The sequence below is a fragment of the uncultured Thiocystis sp. genome, assembly GCF_903866365.1.
Classification (GTDB): domain Bacteria; phylum Pseudomonadota; class Gammaproteobacteria; order Chromatiales; family Chromatiaceae; genus Chromatium.
Genome location: NZ_CAIPNF010000044.1, coordinates 1 through 24,744, shown reverse-complemented (window position 1 = coordinate 24,744; position 24,744 = coordinate 1). Strand labels below are relative to the sequence as shown.

Sequence of the window (24,744 nt, the reverse complement as noted above, 5' to 3'; positions counted from 1 at the left end):
GAAGAGAGTTCAGATCCTGAGCAAGCGGATAGACCGCACACCATGCCCGACACCGACCAATCCGCCCCCATCGAAGGCTTCCTCAGCTCCGCCAGCGAGGCGCGCGTGATCTATGTCTTTCTCGACATGCTGGCCGAGCGCGTGGCGCGGCTCGAACAGGCCGCCGGGCTGGACGAACTCGCTGCGCTGCGCGCCGAGAACCGCCGGCTCGCCAAGCGCATCGCCGCCTGGGACACCCCGAGCCTGGAGCACCTGCTGGAGTTCCTGCCCGTGATCTTCCGCAACGTCTGGGGCCTGGTTCGGGCGGACGAGGTGGCCATGCTGGCGCGTTCTTCCGAGGCGCCGGGCATCCGCTCGCCCTGTCCCGAGCCGTCGGGGCGCGAGGTCGAGCTTGGTCGTCAACGGCTGGCGCAACTACCCGCGGACGAGCGCGTGCGGGTGCTTGTTGCCGGTCAGACGTTGATGAAACGGCATCCGTTGGTCATCAGGAGCGAGATGGCTGGGTTCTTTCAGGAGTTGTCATGAACGAAGAAGAACGTTTGCGGGAGTTTCATAAGGATGGCAAAAAGGGCATCTCTCGATACGGGCTTGAAAAACTCACCTATCCGGATCTGCTGCTCCTGCTCACCGAAGACCAGAAAACCCGAGGGCTGATCCGCCAGATCCTCAACAGTCAAGACGAAGACGAAGACGACACGGCACCGGAAGACTTGCCCGAAGCCACCGAGCCGTCTGAGTCTGTGCGCGTCGAAAGGTCGCCCGCGCGTCTACTGACTGCGTGTCGAGAGGTTTCCCGACCCTTATCCACGACTCAAGACCCCCTGCGCCAACACCTGAAGCCGGAGCTGGACCTCCTGGCCTTGGTCCGCGCCGACGCCGAGCTGGCCGCGCGCTGGTTGCCGGACGGCACCGAGTCCGAGGGTCGCCAGTTGATCCGGCTCGTCGCCCTGCTCGCGCAGTGGGACCAGGCGCTCCAGCTCTGGGACCGTCTGGCCGAACGCTGCAAGTCGGCGCGCCGCCCGGCGACCGCGTCCGAGCGCCAGATCCTCGCCACCGCCGTGGCGATTCACAACCTCGTTTGGCGCGATCAGTCGGCCCGACTCAAGCCGGCCGAGCCGGGGACCGCGTTCGATTTCAAACAGCACGAACGCGGCGTCCCGACCGGCGAGAGCGTCCGCGCCGAGTGGCTGCCCGGACTGTTCAATGCCGCCGGCCAGTTGCAAAAGAAGCCGCTGGTCGAGACATGAGCGCCCCTCACCCCAACCCCTCTCCCCGCGGGGGAGAGGGGCTTTTCCGCCCGCCGTTTCTCCCTTCTCCCCTGGGGGAGAAGGGCCGGGGATGAGGGGGAAAGGCGCCAGATGAATACCCTAACACGCGATCCGGCCCTGAGCGCCCTGATCGCCACGCTTGACGCACTCACCGAGCGACAGGTCCGGCGCGCCCTGATCGAGCGGCTCCAACGGCTCGCGCGCCAACGTCATTTGCGGATGGATGCCTTCGTCATGAATCGGGAATTGCCAAGCTATCTCGAAGATTTTTATCGCGCCGAGCAGATCGAGCCACTTGCCAAACAGTTGATCGCGCAACCCTTCTGGTGGATCGGACTGGCTGGCCAGGAGCCGGTCATGCTCTATGACAGCAAGCGCCGTCTGCTGTGGGATGCGCAGCCCGATCATGCAACCACTGTCTCGCTGAGCGATGGCAGACAACAGGTAACGCAACTGATCATCGGCACTCTCGTTGGATGGTGTCTGCCAAGAAAGGAGCAGTTGCTCACCTTTGCAACCAATCAACGAAATCCGTTACGAACTGGCAGCAATGACCGTTTGTTGGGAATCGATTATTGGCTCTGCGCAGGCGGACAAATTGATTTGGATGATGGGACATCGGCATCGGTCAATACTGGCGGGTCTGGCGGAATGATCGCCTGCAACCCCGCCGTTCTCGACCTCTCCCCCGCAGACTTCATCGCAACCGCCATTCAACGCGGCTGGACCCTCCAACCCTGCGAGATAAAAGACCCCCAGAACCTGCTGGCGCCGCTCCAGGGATCGCCCGACCTCCCAACCCTCTATGGCCCCATCGACTGGCTCTCCGCCCGTCTGCCCAAGCTCGAACCGGCCCAGTTCACCGACCCCAACAAGGGGCTGTGGGAGTTCTGGGGTTGCGACGCGGAGGATCTGCGCGAGGCCGGGGTGCGCGCGCGCAATCCGGCGGAGGATGTCAAGGACTGGAACGTCGCCATTGACTTCGGCACCAGCAGCACCGTGGTCGCCTATGACGATAACGGTCAGCACAAGCTGCTGCGGATCGGCGTTCAGGACTTTTGGGAGAAAGAGCAACCGGGCGACTACGAGAATCCGACCCTCCTCGAATTCGTCGACCTCGCCGCGCTGCTCGATGCCTGGCGCGCTATGGCCTATCGCCCTGGCGTCCTCTGGGATCAGGTGCGCTGCTCGCACGAGGCGCTGCACAATCTCCGTCACAACGAAACCAATCCGCGGATCGTCGCCAGCGTGCTGGCCAAGCTCAAGCAGTGGGCCGTGCGCGAGGGCAAGGGCCATCCGGTGCGGATCACTGATCGATTCCAGGGCAACGATGCCCCTGGACTGGAACATGAACTGGCCCCGCTGACCCTGCGGATGCCGGTCAAGGGGCAGCCGCTCGCGGTCGGCCCGGACGACCCCTTCGACCCGATCGAACTCTATGCCTGGTTTCTGGGGCTCGCCATCAACTGGCGCGGGCGCGGGCTCTTTCTGCGCTATTCCATGACCTTCCCGGTGACCTATTCGCGCGAGGCGAAGGAGAAAATCCTCGCCTCCTTCCGGCGCGGGCTGCAACGCAGTCTGCCGGCGTCGCTCGTCGATCAGCCCGCCTTCGACGATTTCGCGGTCGAGGAACTGGCCTCCGAGCCCGCCGCCTATGCTGCGGCGGCCCTGCCGCTGCTCGGTATCGAACCGACCGCCGAGGGGCTGGCCTATGCCGTGTTCGACTTCGGCGGCGGCACCGCCGATTTCGATTTCGGGCGCTACCGTCTGCCCGACGCCGAAGAGGAGGACGCGGGCTGGGAGGCGGTGTTCGAGCACTTCGGGGCCACCGGCGATCCCTTTCTCGGCGGCGAGAACCTGCTGGAGAACCTGGCCTATCTCGCCTTCCGGCACAATCTGGACCTCTGCCGCGCGCGCCGGATCGCCTTCACCCGCCCGCTCGACGCCGACGACTTTCCCGGTTCCGAGATGTTCCTCGAACGCACCCAGGCGGCCCAGACCAATACCCTGATGCTGATCGCGCGGCTGCGCTCGTTGTGGGAGACGGGCGTGCTACTCAAACGGGAAGGTGAGCCCAACACGAGCGGCGTGGTGACGTTGGAGCTCCTTGATCGCGACGGCCAGAAGACCTCCTGTGACCTCGCCATCCCCGAGGCGGCGCTGACCGGCTATCTGGAGACGCGCATCGAACAGGGCGTGCGCAACTTCCTGACCGCCATGCACAGGGCCTTTGCCGACCAGTCGCCCGCGCGGATTCATGTGCTGCTGGCGGGAAATGCCAGCCGGTCGCGGATCGTGGCGCGGTTGTTTGGCTTACCCGCAAAACCAGCGCTGCCGGAGCCGTCGACCATGGAACAGCCGTCTCCGCTAAAATGGGCGATCAGAGTGCTCTCATCCGACATGTTTGAGGCTCACTGGGTCTTGGACGAGGCAATCGGCGTACTTTACGAGCTTGAAAGGGATGAGGCGTTGGCGTCGGCGCTTGACGTGCTTTCGGAGTTTAGCGGGACTGAGGAGACCGTCGAGTCGGTCATTCGCATCCTCTCCGAGCGTTCTGGAGATCAGTCATCGTCTTCGCCAACGACTTTCGTCGCCAAGCGCTACCTCACCGAATTCTTTGGCGAGACAGCACCCGATCTCCAACCCCATCCGCCCCTGCCCATCGACCCCGGCGCGGTCTACCGCCCCACGGCCAAGACCGGCGTTGCGCTCGGTCTGCTGCGTCTCTGTCCCGGCGGGGTGGTCAAGGTCGTTAACCATGTCGCAACCGCGAGCGGCGGCGAGGCGCCCTTCGCCTTCCATGTCGGGCGCGAGCGCCGCGGCTGCTTCCAGGTCGGCCTGCCTCAGGGCAGCCCCTATGGCGAGTGGCACGAACTGGGCGCGCCGCGCGAGCGTGTTTTCAACCTCTATTACACCCAGTCGCCCAGGGCGCATACTGGCGAGATCCGGGTCGGCGAACCCGGACTCTACAAAATGCGACTGGATCTACAGGGCGAACTGTCCGGGCAGAAGGTCTTTGCGCGCGCGACCGCGCCCGATCTGTTGGACATTCGCACCGCCATGTCGTGCGCGGCGATCAAGGACGGGCAGGGGGAAAACGGGCGCACGCTGAAGCTGGAATCAGGTGGTTTCCGATAAAGAAGGCGCCGATTTCTTGTTCGTCCTGAGTTTGCCCAAGCCGGTCATGGTCCGCCGCCGTCGGCGGGACGCTCTTATTTCGGTTCTGGACATGCCTCAAGCCAACACCTCGAATTCCTTTCGTTCCCGCGACAGCGCCCAACGCGAGGCCAGCGAATTGCTTCTCGCCTTGCGCCAGGCGTTGCTCCGCGAGCCGCCCCGTCAACCCCGGCGCGGCGTCTGGGGACGGCTCCGAAGTCGTTGGTCCGGGCCGGCGCTCCCGGTGCGCGGTCTGTATCTCTGGGGCGGCGTCGGGCGCGGTAAGACCTATCTGATGGACTGGTTCGTGGGCGAACTGGAGGTGCCCGATAAACGGCGGGTGCATTTCCATCATTTCATGCGGGAGATTCACGCGGCGATGGCGCGTCTGCCCAGGCAGCCCGATCCGCTGGAGGTCGTCGCCGACGGTTTGCGCGCAGAGGCGCGCGTGCTCTGTCTGGATGAATTCATCGTCACCGATATCGCCGACGCCATGCTCCTGCACGGTCTGCTGAAGGCGCTCTTCGCGCGCGGCATGACGCTGGTCACGACCGCCAACGCTCAGCCCGACGAGCTGTATCGCAATGGCTTGCAGCGGCCGTTGTTTTTGCCCGCCATCGAACTGCTCAAACGGCACACCCAGGTCTTCGAACTGGACGGTGGGGTCGATTATCGGTTGCGCGCGCTGACCCAGGCGGGGGTTTTTTATCTGGAAAGCGACGCGGGCGAGCGCCGTCTGGCCGAGGATTTCGCGCGACTCACCGCGGGGCATGAGGCGTCGTCCGGCGCGTTTTCGGTCAATGGCCGTGCGTTTCCGGTGCGGCGGGTCGGGATGGATGTCGTCTGGTTCGACTTCGCGGCGCTCTGCGCCACCGCGCGATCCGCTTCGGACTATATCGAAATCGCCCGCGAGTTCCACACCGTTCTGCTGTCGGGCGTACCGCGACTCGGTCCGGGCCAGGAGGCCGCCGCCCGCCGTTTCCTGCATCTGGTCGACGAGTTCTACGATCAGCGCGTCAAACTCGTGCTCTCCGCCGCCGCGCCGATCGAGAGCCTCTATCTTGGCGGCTTGCCGGACTTTGCCCATGAGCGATTGCTCAGCCGCTTGATCGAGATGCAATCGCGGGACTATCTGGCGGCGGCGCTGGCGGCGTGATCTGTAGCGACCCTGTCGGGCAGGGTCTGCGTCATGGTAGGCATGGGTTGTGGCGGCGTCCGCGCTCATCGGCCTCGCGACTGCCGCGGTTGCGGAATGCACGATCCAAAGTCCGTACAAACTCGATCGATGGCGGGTCGAGCGACGGGTCGCCGCTGTCGAGCGGGTTGCAAAACTCCGTACTCAACACGATTTCAAGCGCATTCGCTCGTTCGCACCGGAGAATTCCATGAGTACCGTGCAGTTGACCGCGTCGAGTATCGATCCGGATGAAGTCGCCTATTTTGAGCGTCTTGCCCATCGTTGGTGGGATACGGAGGGGCCATTCTGGCCGCTGCATCGTCTGAACGCCTTTCGGGTGGAGTATATTCGCGCGCGACTTGCCGCGGCATTCGGGCGCGATGCCGCCCTGGAGCGCCCTTTCGAGGGCTTGACGGTGCTCGATATCGGTTGCGGCGGCGGTATTCTGAGCGAGTCCATGGCGCGCCTCGGCGCGCGGGTCACCGGCATCGAGATCACCGAAAAAAATGTTCGGGTGGCCGATCTGCATGCTCAGTGGAGCGGGCTCGAGATCCTGTATCGGTTGGCGACGGCGGATCAGTTGGTGCGCGAGGGCGCGCAATTCGACGCGGTGCTCAACATGGAGGTGATCGAGCATGTGGAGCAACTGCCGGCGTTTCTCGACGATTGCGCGCAACTGGTACGGCCGGGCGGGGTGATGTTTGTCGCCAGTATCAACCGTACCCTGGCGGCGCTGATGATGGCCATTCTCGGCGCTGAATACCTGTTGCGCTGGCTGCCTCGCGGTACCCACCATTTCCGCAAGCTGGTGCGTCCGCGCCAGGTGCTTGACCGGCTGGGCGAGCGGTTTGAACTGCTCCACAAGACCGGGGTGCGGGTCAATCCGTTCACGCGGGTCTTCGGCTTCACCCGCTGGATGGGGGTGAACTATCTGCTGCTGCTGCAAAGACGTGCGTTCTAAGGATTTTTTAGTCAACATCGGTTGAATGAATAAGTTTCCACGCCTATTTTGCAGAAATCGCCTTAATTTTAGCGTGTCGGCGCATCAATCGATGACGCCGGGAAAACGAGTAGTGGAGGATCGGCTGTCGTCGAAGTGAGGACTGAAGTGATGGAGACAAAACAACAAGAGTTTGAACGCTGGGTCGCGTTCATGGTTCGCGGCGATCTGGGGTATACCTATTTGCGACTCTACGCGGATGCCCCGCCCTGGGTGCGGGATATGGCCGTGAATCGTTTCGGTAAGGGCACCGTGTTCCTGCCGTCCCAGCAGTCCAGGCCGCAAGCGGCCTAAACTGCCCGTCGGATCAGGTGTCGGTGAGTTCGAGCTTGATCCGCGCCTTCTCAACGCCCTGGTCGAGCAACAAGACCGCCGCGCGCTGGACAAGCTCCGCCGGACCGGCAAGATAATAACGCGGTCGATCTGGCCCCGGATGATCGGCGCGCACCACGGCGATGACATCCTCGGGCCGACCGCTCATGAGCGGAGTGAAGCTGAAGTTGTCCAGGGCGTCCTTGAGCGCCCGGCCCCAGTGGGCCTGATGATGGCCATCGGGATAGAGGGTGTCCCAATACAGATGAAAGGACTCGATGCGATCGATGGAGACGGCGTGCTCGATCAGGCTCTTGATGGGCGCGATGCCGTCGCCGAAGGCGATCAGGATGGCCGGTTCCGGCGCGTCCTCGACGAGCACGAAATCGCCCTGAGGGCCGGTGACGGTGACCAGATGGCCGGGGTGCAGAGCACCGAACGCATGCGCGGAGAAGGCGTCGTCCTGGCGTCTGACATAAAACCAGAGATTGCGCCCGTTGCAGGGACAGCTTGCGATGGACAATTCGCGTGTGGCGCCGTCTTCCAGCGTCAGGCGCGCCCGCTGTCCTGCCATGAAGCGCAGCGTGTGAGTACGCGGTGTCTGGATGTTCAGGGCGATCAAGTCGGGCGAGAGTCGTTCGAGCTTGCGCAGGCTGGCCCGGATCTCCTGTTGCGGCAGATCGTCGACCGACAACGCTTCGGCGGCCTCGATGACCAAGTCGGTCACGGCCGTTTGCGAGCAAGAGAGGAGGTAGCCCATCGACTTCTCGCGTTCGCTGACGACATAGTCGTGATCGCGGATCTTCCGGGTTTCGCCGCTGATCAGACGAACCTTGCAGTCGCCGCAATTGCCGCTGGAACAGCCATAACTCAGTTTGAGCCCGGCGCGCACCGACGCATCCAGGATCGACTCGTTGCCCTCGACGAAAAAGTCGTGGCCGCTTGGGATCAGCTTGACGTTGGCTGCCATGATGCGCAGAAAGGTATCCTTGGCGAGGAGTTGGGCGCGCCCGTCGGGCACGGGGTGGAGTGCGAGCTGGCGCCGGGCGTCGACGAACCAGTCCTGAATCTCGCGTAGTGTCTCTGAAAGCTGCTCGGGAGGTTGGGCGGCGAGCCTCGCGAGCTGTGCGCCGACCTGATCCAGCAAGGCATCGGCGAGTTCGTTGGCCGCGATGCGTTCCGCCAGGGTTTCGCTCAGACCGCGCAGACGCGACAGGAAGACCTCCGGGCTCGGCAGGACGGTTTCGCCCGCGTCGAGCCTGGGCAGGGCGTCGCGCTTGATGCGTTCGACCCGTTCCAGGGCATCGTCATTGGTCAGGCTCACGGCCGGATAGGCCCGCAGCAGAGCCTCCACCGCCACCGCCCCCTCGAAGGTCGCGATTTCGCCGCGACGAATGCGGCGCTGGAGTTCGGCGCGGGTGACGCCGGCGAGCCGGGCGGCGCGGGAGAGGCTCAAATAGGTCATGGATCAGAGATCCCCGCTGGCGCCCGCGGCCATGATGTCGTTCATGGTGTCGCGAACCTTGGTGGCGAGTTCCAGGAGTGTGGGCGGCAGATCGGCCATCTGAATCACCTTGTTCAGATCCAGCGTCACCAACCAGGGTTTGCCTTCCTGGTCCTCGATCAGGGTGATACGGCAGGGCAGATAGGCCGAAAAGTCCAGATTTTCGGCGATCATTTGGGCGGCGATCCGGGCATCGCAGAACTGGAAGATCTCGATGCGCTTGGTGGGGACGCCCATGGCCTCCAGTTCCTGGGAGAGCGGCAGACGGGCGACCAGCTTGAAATTCAGCGCATTGGCGCGCAGCAGCATGGAATCGATGGCGTCCTCCGGGGACACGCCTTCCTCCAGCGGGAGTTTGTAAACGGTGTCGGCGATGGTCATGCCTTCCGCAGGGCTGGCGGAGACGGGCAGGAGCATCGGCAAGCAGGCGAGCAGAACCAGCCAGGGCGAGCGAATTCGGGCAATTTTCCGCATGTCTTTCATCTTCCGTTGCAGGTTGTGAGTTTTTATGGGGTTTCGTCGAAGCGGTAGTGTTTTTCCACCGGCTCCAGGATCTCCCAGACGCAGGAGAGACCGGCCGGAAAGCTGATCAGGTCGCCCCGGACAAAGGTGAGCGGCTCGCCGCCGTCCGGCGTGACGACGAAGCGTCCGCGCTGTACGTAGCAGGTCTCGGTTTTTGTATAGTGCCAGGGGAACGCGGAAGGCTCTTTTTTCCAGAGCGGCCAGTCGTCGACCCCGAGCACCTCCAGTTTAGCGGGTGATGGCTTGTGCTCGCAGCGGATCGTCAGGTCATTCATCGTTCGTAAGCTCTCCAAAGTGCCGGGGCCGGGCGGCGGATGTCGCGATACTGATATTGTGGCTGTTCGGCGAGGTTTTCCAGACGCCGATTCGTCTGTGCAAGGGATTGTCTGCATCCTCAGGTTCGGCGACACTGATGCCATGGTGAAACGAATCGAAGACGAACCGCTCGAATCCATTGCCGCGCGTTTAGGCGACCGGATGCTGCAACTCGGTCTCCGGCTGGCGACCGCCGAATCCTGTACCGGCGGTTGGGTTGCGAAGACGGTCACCGACATCGCGGGCTGTAGCGCCTGGTTCGACCGTGGGTTCGTGACCTATAGCAATGCGGCAAAGCAGGAGATGCTCGGTGTTGCTTCCGAAACCCTGGACGCGCATGGTGCTGTCAGTGAGCCCGTGGCGAAGGCGATGGTTGCTGGCGCGATGGCGCGGAGTCAGGCGGAGGTCGCCGTTGCGATCACGGGTATCGCCGGACCCGGCGGAGGTAGCGCCGACAAGCCGGTCGGCACCGTTTGGTTCGCCTGGGGTTTGCCCGGCCAGCGGGTACTGACCGGGTGTGATCGATTTGACGGCGATCGCGACAGGGTTCGCCATCAAGCGGTTTGGGTTGCGCTCGAAGGCTTGCTGGAACATCTGCAAGCGCGAATCTGACGCGCTTGCCCGACCAGCTCGACGACGCTGGCGTGACGGTTTCAAGCTGCGGGGCTTGAAACTGCTTCATGAAATCTACGCTTTAAGCAGCGGTTTCAAGTCGACCGTCGCCCTTGCGGAGTCACTGACTGGCGTGTCTTCGGCGAGTCTATTGGGACGATATTCAAGGCATTCGTCATGACGCGCGGCAGGCGGCGTTGAAGTTCCGGGTGATCGCTCAGGATCACCACGGTCGCGCCGATGCGCCGCAGGCGCTCGTTCAGCATCCATAGCAACGCGAGTCCGGAGTCGAAGACCCGATCGAGACGGGTCAGATCCATGATGCAGGTCCGCAGGCCGACCGGGATGTCGGCAAAGACCCGACAGGCGTCTTCCGCGATCGTCAGGTCGAGATCGCCGTGGAATAACAGATCGAGTCTGTCCTCGCTTGAAATGAATGACGTCATCATCGGCATTGTGTCCCTCCTCGTGTGGAACGCGGCAATCCTGGTTGCATTGGCGCGGACTTGCCGAACCGGCATGGCTCGGCGCGAACGCGGTATCAATCCTTCAAACCTTCAATTTTCATCATGTCGATCATGTCCCGCCGATCATCCTGGGTGGCTGCGAGATTGGGGGTTGCTCGCAACAGTGCAAGTTCACCGAGCTGCGGCCCAGTCATTAAGTATTGTTGGTCATTGCGCGTTTGCCTAGTCCGTGCAACTACTCTATCGCGTGTCGGTTCGGAACGGACGGAGGCGCTGCGCTGCACGCGCCTCGCCGGGCGCGGCTTCGATCACCCTGGGTATTGCAGCACCTTGACCGGATCGACGCGCCACTGCGCCGGCGATTCGGCGCTCTCGATCCGCTCCTCGGAGCCCTTGCTCAAACGCGAGAGATCCACGTCCCGCACGGTCAGATAGGTGCGTCGCCTGGCGTCCATGAAGACCCGCACGACCGGGTGGAACAGCCCTTTCCGGCCCGTCTCCACCACCACGCCAAGCAGTCCGCTGCGCAGTCGCACCAGGGTTCCGACCGGATAGATACCGACGCAGCGAATGAATTGCTGTACCAGATGCGCATCGAAATGGTGATGGCTCCATTCCAGCAGTTTGCGTAGCGCCTGATGGGGTTCCAGCGCCTTGTGATAGACGCGCTCGGTGGTGATGGCGTCGTAGACATCGGCGATCGCGGCCATCTGTCCGTACAGGGAGATGTCGGCGCCGGTCTTGCGATTCGGATAACCGCTGCCGTCGATGCGTTCATGATGCTCGGCGGCCACCGCCAGGGCGATCGGCGGGATGCCCGGAACCTTGGCCAGGATGTCGCGGGTGTGGACCACATGGCCGCGCATGACGACAAATTCCTCGTCGGTCAGCTGCCCCGGTTTGTTGAGAATCGCGGGGGGAACCAGAATCTTGCCGAGGTCATGCAGGAGTGCGCCCAGTCCGATGTCATGGATCAGCGAACGCTCGATCTCCAGGGTGCGGGCGAAGGAGACCATGAGCACGGCGACATTGACCGAGTGCTCGAAGGTATACCGGCCCACGCGGCGGATGCGGGTGAGTGCCAGCAGGGCGTCCTGATTGCGAAAGATCGAGCCGACCATTTCGGTCACCAGCGGGTTTACCTGCTCCAGGGCGATCTGTTGTCCCAGGCGCGCATCCTCCATCAGGCTGCTGACCAGCCCGATCGCTTCGTTGTGGATGCGTTTTGCTTGATTGCGCTCCTCGGCCAGCGGGACCGCATGCTCCTCGCCCGCGCCGGTCTCGGCTACCTGGACCAGATCCTGTTCCAGCGCCTCCTCGACCTCGCTGGCGGTCGGGGCGAGCGAGACATCGAGCCCCTTGTCCGTATCGATGTAAATCTCGCGAATGCCCAACTGGCGAATCCGCTCCAGGCTTTTGTCCGCCTTGAGCAGAAAGCGATTCCGCATGAAGCCATGATCCATCCAGTCGCAATTGAGGTCATGGACATACATGCCGAGCTGAAGTTGTTCGACCCCGATCTTCTTGATCATGCCATTCGCTCCTGACAGCGGAAAAAGGCTGCGGATAAAAGCCGCCGGTATTGGATCAGCGTCCCCCATCCAGCATCTCGCTGGCATGGTCGCGGGTGCGCGCGGTGATCTCGGTTCCGCCCAGCATGCGGGCGATCTCCTCGACACGGGCGGCTGGATCCAGGGGCTCGATGCGGGTATGCGTCTGGCCGTCGAGGGTCTCCTTGCGGACCCGGAGTTGCGCGTGCGCCTGGGCGGCGACCTGGGGCAGGTGGGTGACGCAGAGAACCTGGCGGGATTCGCCGAGCTGATGGAGCAGGCGGCCGACGATCTCCGCCACGCCGCCGCCGATGCCGACATCGACCTCGTCGAACACCAGGGTGGACACGCTGCCGCAAGCGGCCGTGGCCACCTGAATGCCAAGGCTGATCCGCGAGAGTTCGCCGCCCGAGGCGACCTTCGCCAGAGGCTGCAAGGGTTGACCCGGATTGGCGCTGACGAGAAAGTCGATGCGCTCCAGGCCGCCGCTGCCGGCCCGCTCACGCGGGAGTGTCTCGATCTGGACCGCGAAGCGTCCGCCGGCCATGCCAAGCTGCTGCATGGACGCGCTGACGGTCTCGGCGAGACGGTCCGCGGTCGTGGCGCGGGCTTTGCCCAGGCGCTGGGCCAGGGTCATGAAATTCTGCCAGGTGGCCTCATGCGATTCGCGCAGACCGGCCAGCGTGACATCGGACTGTTCCAATGCCTCCAGCTCAACGCGCCGCTCGTTCAAGGTGTCCGGTAACAGGATGGGGAGAATCCGGTATTTACGGGCTAGATCGTGAACCTGGGCGAGACGGGTTTCGACCGCGTCCAGCGCGGCCGGGTCCAGATCCAGTCCGTCGAGATAATGCCGCAGACTGGCGGCTGCCTCGCCGGCATGAATGGCCGCCGTTTCCAGCAGTTCCCGGCTGTCGGCAAGCCCCGGATCGATAACGGCGAGTTCCGCGATTTCGGCGGTCGCGGCGCGCAGATGATCCTCGATCGAGGGCTCGGATTCCGCCAGGGTCTGCAGGACGCGCGCGGCGGTCTCCTGCAATCGGCCGAGATGGCTCAGACGCCGTTGCTCCTGGTCCAGCGACTCGATGTCGGCGGCGGTCAGGCCGAGCGACTCCAGTTCCTGCACCTGGAAACGCAACAGATCGAGCCGCGCGGAGCGTTCCTGGCAGGCCGTTTCCAGCGCGGCGAGTTTTTGATCGAGCGCCCGGAACTCCCGAAAGGCTTTCGCCACCGCATCCGCCAGGGGCCGTTGGCCGCCATAGGCATCGAGCAGGTCGCGTTGGGCGTTGGCGCGCAGCAGGGACTGATGGGCGTGCTGACCGTGGATGTCCACCAGCAGATTGCCGAGGTCGCGTAACTGCGCGCCGCTGGCCGGGCGGCCGTTGATGTAGGCGCGCGAACGCCCCTCGCGCACGATCAGCCGGCGCAGGAGGCAGCCGCCCTCGTCGTCCAATGCCTGTTCGACGAGCCAGTCGCGGGCGCCGGGACAGGCGGCGAGGTCGAACTCGGCGAGGATCTCGGCGCGTTCGCTGCCGGCGCGGATCATGCCGACCTCGGCCTTGTCGCCCAGGGCCAGACTGAGCGCGTCGATCAGGATCGACTTGCCGGCGCCGGTCTCGCCGGTGAGCGCCGTCATGCCCCGCGGGCAGTCGAGTTCGAGTCGGCTGACGATGGCCAGATCCCGGACCTGGAGATGGGTCAGCATGGGTGTGCCCGCGTGGCGTGATGGCCGCCCCAGTGGAGCTTGGCGCGCATGATCTGATAGTGATCGTGCCCCTTGGGATGGATCAGCCGGACGCGATCCGTGTGACCGCTAATCCGCACCCAGGCGTCGGTCGGGAGCGCGAGCGCGGTCTGTCCGTCGCAGGTGATCTGGACGTGTCCCTGATCGTGCCCGCGCACCCGCACCTCGATGCGGCGGTCGCCGGGAACCACCAGCGGTCGGTTGCTCAGGTCGTGCGGACAGATGGGCACCAGCAGGATGGCGTCCAGCGCCGGGTCGACCAGCGGACCGCCGCCGGACAGCGCATAGGCGGTGGAGCCGGTCGGGGTGGCGACGATCAGTCCGTCCGAGCGTTGGACGTTGACGAAAACGCCATCGATATAGGTCTCGAACTCGATCATGCGCGCCGTGTTCCATTTGTGGATCGCGACATCGTTGAGCGCCGTGTAAGCCGGCCCCGCGGTTTGCTCGGTGACCACCGACGCCTGCAGCATGGAGCGATGGTCCATTTCGTACTCGCCGGCCAGGATCCGGTCGAGCACCGCATCGATGTCGCAGGGCGAGACATCGACCAGAAACCCCAGTCGGCCCAGGTTGATGCCGAGCAGGGGCACGCCATGCGCCGCGCTCGCGCGCGCGGCATGCAACAGGGTGCCATCGCCACCCACGACCACGATCAGATCGCAGCGGGCGGCGAGTTCGGCGAGGGGGATGGCGGCGCCAAGGGGCGCGTCGAGCAGATGGGCGCTCTCGGCATCGAGCAAAAAGGCCACCTCGCGCGAACGCAGACGGTCGCTCAAACGCGCGAGGGTACCACGCACCTGCTCGGGGTCACCTTGCTTGGCAACGATGCCGACGGTCGTAAAATGCGGCATGGGATCTGATTGGCATGGTGGCCGACGGAGAAGACCGCGCAACGTTAGCATGGGGCGGCAATCGCGCCAAGACTGAATCGGCGACGGTGTGTGCGCATGCGGGAGTCTTGACAGGCGCGGTCTCGATCCCTAAATTCAGGTGTTAGCACTCTCTTGTGGTGAGTGCTAAAATAGCGGTTCAGAGAGCCCTTCTCCGGTTGACGATTCAAACCATTGTGATCGCTGGCAAATCGACATTGAAATCCGAGACACGACAGACCGACAACCCGGTCAGCGAGCGCGCGCTTCATTTTCTGAAAGCGCTGGTCGAGCGCTATAGTCGAGACGGTCAGCCGGTCGGCTCGCGCACCCTCGCGAAAGACACGGGGCTGGATCTGAGTCCGGCGACCGTCCGTAATGTCATGTCGGACCTGGAGGAGCTGGGTCTGGTGGTGTCGCCTCATACCTCCGCGGGCCGGGTGCCGACCGTGGCCGGGTATCGGCTGTTCGTGAATTCGCTCCTGACCTGGCGGGCGCCCTCGGAGGATGACATCGCCTCGCTGCGCACGCGCTTCGATGTCCGCACGGATGCCAAGTCGTTGATCGAGACGGCCTCGACGCTGCTCTCGGGCATCACGCATCTGGCTGGCGTGGTGATGCTGCCGCGCCATGAGCGCAATGTCTTTCGTCAGATCGAACTCCTGCCCCTGTCCGAGAAGCGGGTGCTGGCCATTCTGGTCACCAGCGAAGGAGAGGTGCATAACCGGATCATGGGCACGGAACGGCATTTCACCCCGTCCCAGTTAGAGCAGGCATCGAATTATCTCAATCGGATGTTCACCGGCCAGGACATCGGCGAGGTCCGCAAGCGCCTGCTGGACGATTTAAAGAATGCGCATGCCAGCATGGATCAGCAGATGATCCGCGCGGCGGCGCTGGCGCAGGAAGTCGTGGAGGCCGCCGAAAGCCGGGACGACTGCTTCATCGCTGGACAGACGAATCTGATGGAGTTTGGCGAACTGGCGAGCATGGACCGCATCAGGCAATTGTTCGACGCCTTCAATCAGAAACGCGAAATCCTGCACATTCTCGACCGCTGTATCGCCGCGGAGGGCGTGCAGATATTTATCGGCGAGGAGTCCGGGTACGCGCTTCTGGACGATTGCAGTGTCGTGACGACGAGCTATCGGGTCGAGGATCGGGTGGTCGGCGTGCTCGGCGTGATCGGTCCGACCCGGATGGATTATCAGCGCGTGGTGCCGATCGTCGATGTCACCGCGCGGTTGCTGGCGGCGGCGCTGCGCCAGTGACGTGCCCGACGCGGGCGTCGGGGCGCGCCCAAAAAATCGAAATCACGCGAGCAGGCGACCCGGCGTTGAGAGCGCCCGGGAGCATGCTCGTCCGCAGCAGTTGGAGGTCAACATGAACACGGATCCACATCGTATCGAGCCAGAGCCGCCGGAATCAGCGGCCTCGGAGCCAGCGATCCCCGCCGGAGAGGAGGCGGCCAAGCGGGCGGCCGTCGATGCGTACATCAAGGCGTCGGCGGCGGATGTGTCGGCACCGCCCGATGCTAGCGTGCCGGAGAGCGCGCCGCCCGCCGAGCCGTCGCCACCGTCGCTGGAGGAATTGGCCGTCGCGCTGACCGAGGTGCGCGCGGCGGCGGACGAGAACCGCGATCAGCTCCTGCGCGCGCGCGCCGAGATGGAGAACATCCGGCGCCGTCATTCCAACGAACTGGAAAAGGCCCATAAATATGCCCTGGACAGCTTCGTGCGCGAACTGCTCCAGGTGCGCGACAGCCTGGAATTGGGACACAACGCGGCGCTGGAAGAGACCGTCGATATCGACAAGCTCCGCGAAGGCACCGAATTGACGTTGAAGTTGCTTGGCGACGTGATGGACAAGTTCGGGGTCGCGCCCGTCGAGCCGCTGGAACAGCCCTTCGATCCGGAATTCCACCAAGCCATTTCCACTCAGCCGCGCGCCGATCTGCCGCCGAATACCGTGGTGGCCGTGATTCAGAAGGGCTATACCTTAAACGGTCGCCTGGTGCGCCCGGCACTGGTCCTGGTGTCTCAACCAGTCGCGTGATCACCGGCTTGAATGGCGCGGGGTTTTCCCCAACTCACTGAACAATCTGGCGCCATCGCGCCACCAAGACATTATCGGAGAATATGCTCATGGGAAAAATCATCGGTATCGATCTCGGCACGACCAACTCCTGCGTCGCCGTGATGGAAGGCGACAATGTGAAGGTCATCGAGAACGTCGAGGGCGATCGCACCACGCCCTCGATCATCGCCTACACGGGCGATGGCGATGTGTTGGTCGGTCAGTCCGCCAAGCGGCAGTCGGTGACCAACCCCGCCAATACCCTGTTCGCCATCAAGCGCCTGATCGGGCGCCGTTATGAGGATCAGGTGGTCGCCAAGGACAAAGACATGGTCCCCTACAAGATCGTCAAGGCCGACAACGGCGACGCCTGGGTCGAGGTCAACGGCAAGAAGATGGCCCCGCCCGAAATTTCGGCCAAGGTGCTGCAGAAGATGAAGAAGACCGCCGAGGACTATCTCGGTCACGCGGTCACCGAGGCGGTCATCACGGTTCCGGCCTATTTCAACGACTCGCAGCGTCAGGCCACCAAGGATGCTGGGCGCATCGCCGGGTTGGAGGTCAAGCGCATCATCAACGAGCCGACGGCGGCGGCGTTGGCTTACGGCATGGACAAGCGGCGCGGCGACCAGAAGATCGCCGTCTATGATCTGGGTGGCGGCACCTTCGACGTGTCCATCATCGAGATCGCCGAGATCGAGGGCGAACATCAGTTCGAGGTACTCTCGACCAATGGCGACACCTTCCTCGGTGGCGAGGACTTCGACATGCGGATCATCGACTTCCTGGTCGAGGATTTCAAAAAGTCGCAGGGCTTCGATCTGCGCAACGATCCGCTGGCGCTGCAACGTCTCAAGGAATCCGCCGAGAAGGCCAAGATCGAGCTGTCGACGAGCCAGCAGACCGACATCAACTTGCCGTACATCACCGCCGATCAGACCGGCCCCAAGCATCTCAACGTCAAGCTGACGCGCGCCAAGCTGGAGTCGCTGGTCGACGAACTGGTCGACCGCACCATCGAGCCCTGCCGCATCGCGCTCAAGGACGCCGGACTCACCGCTGGACAGATCGACGAGGTCATCCTGGTCGGCGGTCAGACCCGTATGCCCAAGGTTCAGGCCAAGGTCGAGGGCTTCTTCGGCAAGACCCCGCGCAAGGACGTGAACCCGGACGAGGCGGTCGCCATCGGCGCCGCGATCCAGGGCGGCGTGCTCGGCGGCGAGGTCAAGGACGTGCTGCTGCTCGACGTCACCCCGCTGTCGCTTGGCATCGAGACCCTCGGCGGTGTCATGACCAAGCTGATCGAGAAAAACACCACCATCCCGACTTCGGCCGGGCAGACCTTCTCGACCGCCGACGACAATCAGACCGCCGTCACCGTGCATGTCCTGCAGGGCGAGCGCGAGCGCGCCGTCGCCAACAAGTCCCTGGGCCGGTTCGATCTCAGCGACATCCCGCCGGCGCCGCGCGGCGTGCCGCAGGTTGAGGTCAAGTTCGACATCGACGCCAACGGCATCCTGAACGTCTCGGCCAAGGACAAGGCGACCGGCAAGGAGCAGTCGATCATCATCAAGGCGTCCTCGGGTCTGTCCGAGGCCGAGATCGCCAAGATGGTCAAGGATGCCGAGGCCCATGCCGAGGAAGACCGTCAGTTCCACGAACTGGTCGCCGCGCGCAATCAGGCCGATTCCATGATTCACGCCACCCGCAAGTCGATGGATCAGCTTGGCGACAAGATCGAGAGCGGCGAGAAGTCGTCCATCGAGTCGGCCATCAAGGAACTGGAAGAGGCCATGAAGGGCGAGAGCAAGGACCGCATCGAGTCATTGACCAAGAGTCTGGGCGAGGTCTCCGGCAAGATGGCGGAACGGCTCTACGCGAAAACCGGCGAGACCGGAGAGGCGGGTGCCGGGGAGAGTCACGCGCATCAGAGCGGTCCCCAGGACGACGTGGTCGACGCGGAGTTCGAAGAGGTCAAAGACGACAGAAAGTGAGGCGAATGGCTGGCCGACGGCCGCCAGTCCATTAGGATGAAAGCGTACAGGCGCACGGGTCGCCCGTGCGCTTTCTGTTTTGAAGGGGCTGGTGATCGACTAGCCACTGGCGGTTGGACGTAAAGACATGGCAAAGCGCGACTATTACGAAGTTTTGGGCGTTCCACGCAACGCCAGCGAGGCCGACCTCAAGAAGGCGTTTCGCCGGCTGGCGATGAAATATCATCCCGACCGCAACACCGGCGACGCGGATGCCGAGGCGAAATTTAAGGAGGCCAAGCTGGCCCACGATGTCCTGAGCGATCCGAAAAAGCGCTCGGCCTACGATCAGTTCGGTCATGCTGGCGTTGACGCGGGCGCAGGCGGTTTTGCCGGCCCCGGCGATTTCGCCGGGGCCGGCTCTTTCTCGGATATCTTCGGCGACGTCTTCGGCGACATCTTCGGCGGGCGCGCGGGTGGCGGACGCCGGACCCAGCGGGGCGTCGATCTGCGCTACGACCTGTCGCTCCCGCTCGAAGACGCAGTGAACGGCAAGGAAGTCAAGATTCGTCTCCCGACCCTGGTGGACTGCCAATTCTGCGGCGGGACCGGGGCCAAGCCGGGCACGCAGCCCAAGACCTGTACAACCTGCGGCGGGGTTGGCCAGGTGCGGATGCAGCAGGGCTTTTTCTCCATTCAGCAGACCTGTCCCGAGTGCCGTGGCGCGGGTACCGTCATCGCTGAGCCCTGCAGTCACTGTCGGGGTCGCGGTCGTCTACAGGAAGAAAAGACCCTGTCGGTCAAGGTGCCCGCGGGCGTGGACAATGGCGATCGCATCCGTCTCGCCGGTGAGGGCGAGCGCGGCGAGCAGGGCGGTCCGCCGGGCGATCTCTATGTGCAGATCCAGGTGTTGGATCACCCCATCTTTACCCGCGAGGAAAGCAATCTCTATTGTCAGGTGCCGATCGGCTTCGTCACCGCTGCCCTGGGCGGCGAACTTGAGGTGCCGACCCTCGACGGCAAGGTCATGCTGAAGATTCCCGGCGGCACCCAGACCGGCAAGATGTTCCGGGTTCGCAACAAAGGCGTGAAACCGGTGCGCGGCGGACCGGTCGGGGATCTCATCTGTCGGGTCACGGTCGAGACCCCGGTCAATCTGACCGAGCGTCAGAAGGAACTGTTGCAGGAATTCGAGATCAGCGTGAAGGAGGGCGGATCGCACCACAATCCGCAGTCGCATTCCTGGCTGGATGGGGTCAAGAATTTCTTCGAGAAGATGGGGTTGTAAGGAAGTTGTCAGTTTGATGTTTGCGGACGTGCATGATGACTGTCGACGGGAAACCGCTTGAATGCGAGAAACGAATGGTATGAATGAGATCAGAATTGCCATCGCCGGTGCCGGCGGTCGCATGGGCCGCACCCTGGTACAGGCCGTCGCCGAGACCGAGGGGCTCATCCTTGGCGCGGCGACCGAGCGCGCCGGCAGCTCGCTGCTCGGCGCCGATGCCGGGGAACTCGCGGGTGTCGGGCACCTGGGCGTGGCCTTGGCGGCGGAGCTGTCGGAAGTACTCGACGATTTCGACGTGCTGATCGATTTCACCGTGCCGGACGCGACCATCGCCCATCTCGGGCTCTGTCGCGCGGCGGGGCGGCGTATGGTTATCGGGACCACCGGACTCGACGAGGCGCAGCGCGCGGCGATCGCTGTCGCTGGTGAAGCGATCGGCATCGTCTTCGCCCCGAACATGAGCGTCGGCGTCAATCTCTGCTTCAAGCTGCTGGACATCGCCGCGCGGGTGCTCGGCGACGAGGTCGATATCGAGATCATCGAGGCGCACCATCGGCACAAGGTCGATGCGCCATCCGGCACCGCGTTGCGCATGGGCGAGGTGATCGCCGACGCGCTCGGCCGCGATCTCAAGCAGGTCGCGGTCTATGGCCGGGAAGGACGCGCCGGACCGCGCGAGCGCCGGACGATCGGCTTCGAGACCATCCGTGCCGGCGATGTAGTGGGCGAACATAGCGTCTGGTTCGTCGCCGATGGCGAGCGGATCGAGATCGCGCACAAGGCGTCGAGCCGCATGAACTTCGCCCGCGGGGCCATGCGCGCCGCCGGCTGGATCGCCGGACGCGAGCGCGGTCTGTTCGATATGCAGGATGTGCTGGGGTTGCGGGCGTACTGAGCGAAATTCACGATGGCTTGCATCGCATGTTTCTGCGTTGACTGCCTGGAGAATGCCTTGCGGGTCCATGGCCGGCCGACAGGCTTCACACCGATCAAGGGTGCCGGAGAAAAACCAAGCATTTCAGACAGCATCGCGTGATGATCTGAATGCGATTTAATCAAACACGAGAGGGCGAAATGATTTCCTTGTCAAGAGCACTGGTCTTGATGACTGGTTTGTTCGTCATTGGACCGCAAGCGCATTCGGAGTGCGGCGCCGTCGCCTCCGATTTGTCGTTGATGACATTGCCAAGCGCGCAATACCAGGGGGTCATGCACGATGTCTTGTTTCAGGGATACGCCAATCCAGCCGACCCGGGAGCTATCTATTTTCGACTGACTCGGGATGGCCCATCCGCCGCCGTCAATGCCGCGGCGAACGCCGACGCGGCGCTGAATCTGTCGATTCACTGCGTGGAGCACGCGGGCACGCGCTATACGGCATTTCTGGCGCCCGCCGCCGTACTGGAAGGCACGCTGGACTGGAAGGTGATTTCGATCGGGCTCGTCGGCCCCGGAGGCGATACCGTACCGCTGGCCGATCCCATTACCGTCAGCGCCAATCCCTCGGTCCCCTATTTCGAACAGCAGTTGTCGGGCCACGATGCCGATGGCGACGTGCTCATCTACGAACTTGCCTCGCCCGCCGCCGGCGCGGGTTACCAAGCGGCGTATGTCAATCCGAACTCGGGAAAACTCTATCTGACTCTCACGCCCACCAGCGCGAGCGCCATCTCAGTGACTTACCGGGTTACGGATGGAGCGCACTATAGCCCTCCGGCGCTCGTCACGCTCGCCCTTGGCGTCTTCAAGGATAACGAAGCGGGCAGCGAGGAAATAGAGCCGAGCGTCTACGCAAGCTTTAATCTGAGCGGTTTCAACAGCGACTTGCTTGGCGCGCCCAACGACGAGCCCACACCGCCCTCGTCGATTGACCTGAGTCCATCGTTCCCGGTCCCCGGCGATCAGGGACAGCAAAATAGCTGTGTCGGCTGGGCCGTGGCCTACGCACTCAAGTCGTATCAGGAAAAGATCGAAAACGACTGGCCGCTCAATACCAGCGATCACCTGTTCAGCCCAGCCTTCGTTTACAACCAGATCAATGATGGCGAGGATCAGGGATGCCATATCAGTGACGCGCTCGATCTGGCCGTGCAGCATGGAATCGCCAGCCTGGCGACGATGCCCTACAGCGCGCTCGATTATCTCGGCCAGCCGACCTCGGCTGCGGTCTCCGAGGCATCCCGATACCGTGCACAATCCTGGTCTCGCGTCAACGACACCTCGCAGATCAAGGCGGCGCTCGCCAATCGCAAACCGGTCATCGGCGGCGTCCGCGTTTATCCCTCGTTTGGCAAGCTGGAGGGCGTGAATTCCGTCTACAACACTGCCTCCAACAATGACCTCGGGGGACACGCGATCACCATTGTCGGCTACGACGACAATCGCTTTGGAGGGGCATTTCGCGTCATCAACTCATGGGGAAGCGACTGGGGCGACAATGGCTATTTCTGGATGCCCTATGACTTCGCCTCGCAAGGCACGCTGACTCAAGCCTATGTGCTCGAGGACAGGGAAAACGATCCGCGTCCCCTACCCGATCCAGTGAACCCCACCGAACCGGTCCAAGACGATGACCTGCTGCCTAACCTGGTGGTCTCCTCCTGGACGATTCCTTCCTACGACCCCAGACCGCGTGGACGAGGCGTGTTGCAATACACCGTCCTCAACAATGGACAGGGCGTTGCGGCGGCTGGCTTCGACGTCAATCTGATGCTGTCGCGAAACGCCGAGATCAGTTCGAGCGACCACTATGTCATTTACGAGACCATTTCATTCGAACTGGAGCCGGGGGAGTCGGCCTACCGCGATGACAATAACGCAATCGATTTTCAACTTCCGGACAATCTTGAAAGTGGGGATTATTATTTTGCCGTCTGGGTCGATGACCTGAATACCACGCCTGAGTCGAATGAATACGACAACGTCTCGCGGGCGAGCGGTGTGGAGCATATCGCTAACTTGTTACCAGACCTGGTGGTGAATGATTGGTATGCGCAGTGGGACGGGTGGGGCAATGGCACGCTAAGCTATGAGATCATCAACAATGGAGCGAGTCCGGCGTACACACCGGATTGGTATGTGAACCTTATTCTCGACTGGGACCAAGTCGTTGGCAATGGCAATGAGACGTTTCTGTTCTATGAGCGGGCGGGAAATATTCTAAACCCCGGTAGCTATATTTATCGTGACGCCTCCAGCGTGGCGCGGTTCTCGCTGTATCAGGACCATGACGGCTGGAGTGTCGCACCCGGCGTCTATTACATAGGGCTGTGGGTGGATGACTTGAATGCGGTCGAGGAAAGCAATGAGCTCAATAACGGCTCCTATAGTTGGGGCAGGGTTACGGTGGGCGGTCTGGGAGCCGTGAGCCAGAGCATGGCGGCGGACGACGTCGTGACCGAGGCGATTCCCGATCCCCAATCGGCCCACAACGGTCGAAGGCCACTGGGACAAGGCGTGTCAATGCAAAAAGTCGAATTGACACGCACGCCCGAGGGAGGCATGACGATGCGGGTTTTGAGCGCAAACGATGGCCCGAGCCTGGCCATCGGCGAGGCGATCCAGACAAAACGCGCCAAGGCCGCCGCGCAAGTGCTGTTCCCGGTGACCAATGCTACACCCATGCCGGGTGGAAGCGCGCTTGAGTAATCATCGATCAAGTCGGTTCATGAGTCTGGCGATGTGTTTCGCCGGGCTGATGATGGAAGCGCCACTGGGATTGTCTCGCGGGCCGGGTGAAAATCCCCTCAACGAGAGCATTGAGCCGCGACCCGGGATGGCCAACCCGGCGGCCCTCAAGTGCCTGGCCGATGGATACGAGCTGATCGCCGAGGCAATCGGGGGCGTCCCACGAGGTCATCTTTGTGTCGATCGCCGGAGCAGGAAATCCTGTGGAATCTGGCCCTATTTTCGTGGTGAGTGTGATTTGCCACCGCCAGCGGGGAGAGGCGACGCGGAAGGTGTCGCGCCTTCCAGTAAGGAGGATCGTCCCGGCGGTATCACCCGCGTAACCCGCGTAAGGCGGAACTCCGATAGGAGGTTGCGCCATTTTGGCGGTCACTGAAGGTGTTAATTTCATTGACGTCGGAATGGCGGATCGTTGTGTTTGGTGGTTTTCACCGAGGTCGATGACAACTGCATCCGAATTATCAGCGCCCGACTCGCGACGGCACTGTGATGGCCGTCCGCGAGACGAGGTGTCGTCCGACAGCAACCCGCGTAAGGCGGAACTCCGATCGCATTAGGTATGGCGTGTGCGTGCTCTCAGGGTGAAATCGCGCGCGAGCAGGTGATTGGGGGCAGGCGGTGCTTGGAGCCGGTCGATGCCTTCTAGCGGCGCTTGTGGTGCCTCGGCCTGTCCTGAGCGAAACCGAAGCATCAGATCTCGACCTCACGCTTAAGCGGCGCGTTCTCCGCGCGCAACCGTGACTGTTCCACCGCCTCGGGTGTCACCTTCGGAGCCACCCTTTCATCGTAATGAATCCCCACTGCCTGGATGCGCGGTGGTGCCAGCAAGGTGGGGGTCAATCCTGACAGGAATACCCATGGGCGATCAGCCCTTCTTCAAGATCGTCCGGGGCCGTCGGATGGCCGATCAGGTACGCGGCCGCGCTCAACGAGTATTCGCCGATCGCGTCGTCCACCGCCGTTTCCCATTCCTCCAGGCCATAGTCACCGCGCCCGAGCCACAGAAGCGCGACTAATTCGGCACGCTGACGCTGGCTCATCTCGCCGATGGCACCGATCATTTCGCGCAGGCTATAGTCCTCGCTCATAGGTGTTCGGGATTTTTTAAGCCTGGACTTCCAGAAGCAACCTATTTAAACGACCTAAGGATGTCTCTCTTTTCTTATAATTTGGATCGAAAATTTCGTTTGCAAAAAGCTTTATCTTATTCGCTAGGTTATT

22 protein-coding genes are annotated in these 24,744 nt (G+C 62.9%); 13 read left to right on the top strand and 9 right to left on the bottom strand.

Annotation, left to right across the window (positions count from 1 at the left end):
* The first annotated feature begins 42 nt into the window (after positions 1-42).
* From QZY07_RS02495 to QZY07_RS02470, 6 genes are all read left to right on the top strand, one after another.
* On the top strand, positions 43-525 hold the full coding sequence (locus QZY07_RS02495; protein ID WP_295399520.1) for a hypothetical protein: 483 nt from the start codon (positions 43-45) through the stop codon (positions 523-525).
* Positions 522-1,247 carry a hypothetical protein gene (locus tag QZY07_RS02490; RefSeq protein WP_295399519.1) on the top strand — a complete coding sequence of 242 codons (726 nt, stop codon included), beginning with the start codon at positions 522-524 and terminating at the stop codon, positions 1,245-1,247. The genes QZY07_RS02495 and QZY07_RS02490 overlap by 4 nt, the downstream gene beginning before the upstream one ends.
* A gap of 111 nt (positions 1,248-1,358) precedes the next feature.
* Complete coding sequence (locus tag QZY07_RS02485) at positions 1,359-4,406, top strand: hypothetical protein (protein WP_295399518.1); 3,048 nt, start codon at positions 1,359-1,361, stop codon at positions 4,404-4,406.
* A 91-nt stretch (positions 4,407-4,497) separates the two neighbouring features.
* Positions 4,498-5,580 carry a cell division protein ZapE gene (gene zapE / locus QZY07_RS02480; protein WP_295399517.1) on the top strand — a complete coding sequence of 361 codons (1,083 nt, stop codon included), beginning with the start codon at positions 4,498-4,500 and terminating at the stop codon, positions 5,578-5,580.
* 229 nt (positions 5,581-5,809) lie between these two features.
* Positions 5,810-6,562: a bifunctional 2-polyprenyl-6-hydroxyphenol methylase/3-demethylubiquinol 3-O-methyltransferase UbiG gene (gene ubiG / locus QZY07_RS02475; RefSeq protein ID WP_295399516.1), complete on the top strand. Its 753-nt coding sequence runs from the start codon at positions 5,810-5,812 to the stop codon at positions 6,560-6,562.
* 150 nt (positions 6,563-6,712) lie between these two features.
* The gene (locus tag QZY07_RS02470; protein ID WP_014777297.1) at positions 6,713-6,895 is read left to right on the top strand and encodes a hypothetical protein; all 183 of its coding nucleotides are present in this window, start codon (positions 6,713-6,715) and stop codon (positions 6,893-6,895) included.
* A gap of 13 nt (positions 6,896-6,908) precedes the next feature.
* Here QZY07_RS02470 and QZY07_RS02465 read toward each other — a convergent pair whose 3' ends face one another.
* Genes QZY07_RS02465 through QZY07_RS02455 form a run of 3 tightly spaced genes read right to left on the bottom strand, consistent with a single transcriptional unit; the run spans position 6,909 to position 9,214 of the window.
* Positions 6,909-8,378, bottom strand: a complete 1,470-nt coding sequence (locus QZY07_RS02465; protein ID WP_295399515.1) for a 2Fe-2S iron-sulfur cluster-binding protein — start codon at positions 8,376-8,378, stop codon at positions 6,909-6,911.
* Positions 8,379-8,381: 3 nt separating this feature from the next.
* On the bottom strand, positions 8,382-8,891 hold the full coding sequence (locus QZY07_RS02460) for a DUF302 domain-containing protein (RefSeq protein WP_295399514.1): 510 nt from the start codon (positions 8,889-8,891) through the stop codon (positions 8,382-8,384).
* A 32-nt stretch (positions 8,892-8,923) separates the two neighbouring features.
* Positions 8,924-9,214, bottom strand: coding sequence for a cupin domain-containing protein (locus QZY07_RS02455; RefSeq protein ID WP_295399513.1), 291 nt, complete (start codon positions 9,212-9,214; stop codon positions 8,924-8,926).
* 142 nt (positions 9,215-9,356) lie between these two features.
* On the opposite strand from QZY07_RS02455, the gene pncC reads away from it, so the two are divergent.
* Positions 9,357-9,866, top strand: coding sequence for a nicotinamide-nucleotide amidase (pncC, locus tag QZY07_RS02450; protein ID WP_295399512.1), 510 nt, complete (start codon positions 9,357-9,359; stop codon positions 9,864-9,866).
* A 95-nt stretch (positions 9,867-9,961) separates the two neighbouring features.
* Here the strand turns inward: pncC and QZY07_RS02445 are convergent, their stop codons facing one another.
* From QZY07_RS02445 to QZY07_RS02430, 4 genes are all read right to left on the bottom strand, one after another.
* Complete coding sequence (locus QZY07_RS02445) at positions 9,962-10,321, bottom strand: STAS domain-containing protein (RefSeq protein ID WP_295399511.1); 360 nt, start codon at positions 10,319-10,321, stop codon at positions 9,962-9,964.
* Between the two features lie 320 nt (positions 10,322-10,641).
* Positions 10,642-11,865 (bottom strand): HD-GYP domain-containing protein, encoded by a 1,224-nt coding sequence (locus tag QZY07_RS02440; RefSeq protein WP_295399510.1) that lies wholly within the window; start codon positions 11,863-11,865, stop codon positions 10,642-10,644.
* 55 nt (positions 11,866-11,920) lie between these two features.
* A complete protein-coding gene (gene recN, locus QZY07_RS02435; protein ID WP_295399509.1) occupies positions 11,921-13,588 on the bottom strand; it encodes a DNA repair protein RecN in 1,668 nt (555 codons plus the stop codon).
* Positions 13,582-14,481, bottom strand: a complete 900-nt coding sequence (locus QZY07_RS02430) for an NAD(+) kinase (RefSeq protein ID WP_295399508.1) — start codon at positions 14,479-14,481, stop codon at positions 13,582-13,584. Before QZY07_RS02430 ends, recN begins: the two co-directional genes overlap by 7 nt.
* A gap of 212 nt (positions 14,482-14,693) precedes the next feature.
* On the opposite strand from QZY07_RS02430, the gene hrcA reads away from it, so the two are divergent.
* From hrcA to QZY07_RS02400, 6 genes are all read left to right on the top strand, one after another.
* Entirely contained in the window at positions 14,694-15,770 is a 1,077-nt protein-coding gene (gene hrcA, locus QZY07_RS02425; RefSeq protein WP_295399537.1) for a heat-inducible transcriptional repressor HrcA, read from the top strand.
* A gap of 112 nt (positions 15,771-15,882) precedes the next feature.
* Complete coding sequence (gene grpE, locus QZY07_RS02420; protein ID WP_295399507.1) at positions 15,883-16,554, top strand: nucleotide exchange factor GrpE; 672 nt, start codon at positions 15,883-15,885, stop codon at positions 16,552-16,554.
* An 89-nt stretch (positions 16,555-16,643) separates the two neighbouring features.
* Positions 16,644-18,569 carry a molecular chaperone DnaK gene (gene dnaK / locus QZY07_RS02415; RefSeq protein WP_295399506.1) on the top strand — a complete coding sequence of 642 codons (1,926 nt, stop codon included), beginning with the start codon at positions 16,644-16,646 and terminating at the stop codon, positions 18,567-18,569.
* Positions 18,570-18,696: 127 nt separating this feature from the next.
* Positions 18,697-19,836 (top strand): molecular chaperone DnaJ, encoded by a 1,140-nt coding sequence (gene dnaJ / locus QZY07_RS02410; RefSeq protein WP_295399505.1) that lies wholly within the window; start codon positions 18,697-18,699, stop codon positions 19,834-19,836.
* A gap of 79 nt (positions 19,837-19,915) precedes the next feature.
* On the top strand, positions 19,916-20,731 hold the full coding sequence (gene dapB, locus QZY07_RS02405) for a 4-hydroxy-tetrahydrodipicolinate reductase (RefSeq protein ID WP_295399504.1): 816 nt from the start codon (positions 19,916-19,918) through the stop codon (positions 20,729-20,731).
* Between the two features lie 149 nt (positions 20,732-20,880).
* Positions 20,881-23,484, top strand: a complete 2,604-nt coding sequence (locus QZY07_RS02400) for a C1 family peptidase (protein ID WP_295399503.1) — start codon at positions 20,881-20,883, stop codon at positions 23,482-23,484.
* 729 nt (positions 23,485-24,213) lie between these two features.
* Here QZY07_RS02400 and QZY07_RS02395 read toward each other — a convergent pair.
* Both QZY07_RS02395 and QZY07_RS02390 read right to left on the bottom strand, forming a co-directional pair.
* A complete protein-coding gene (locus QZY07_RS02395; protein ID WP_295399502.1) occupies positions 24,214-24,351 on the bottom strand; it encodes a hypothetical protein in 138 nt (45 codons plus the stop codon).
* Positions 24,352-24,359: 8 nt separating this feature from the next.
* Entirely contained in the window at positions 24,360-24,611 is a 252-nt protein-coding gene (locus QZY07_RS02390) for a DUF3775 domain-containing protein (protein ID WP_363183602.1), read from the bottom strand.
* Positions 24,612-24,744: the final 133 nt, after the last annotated feature.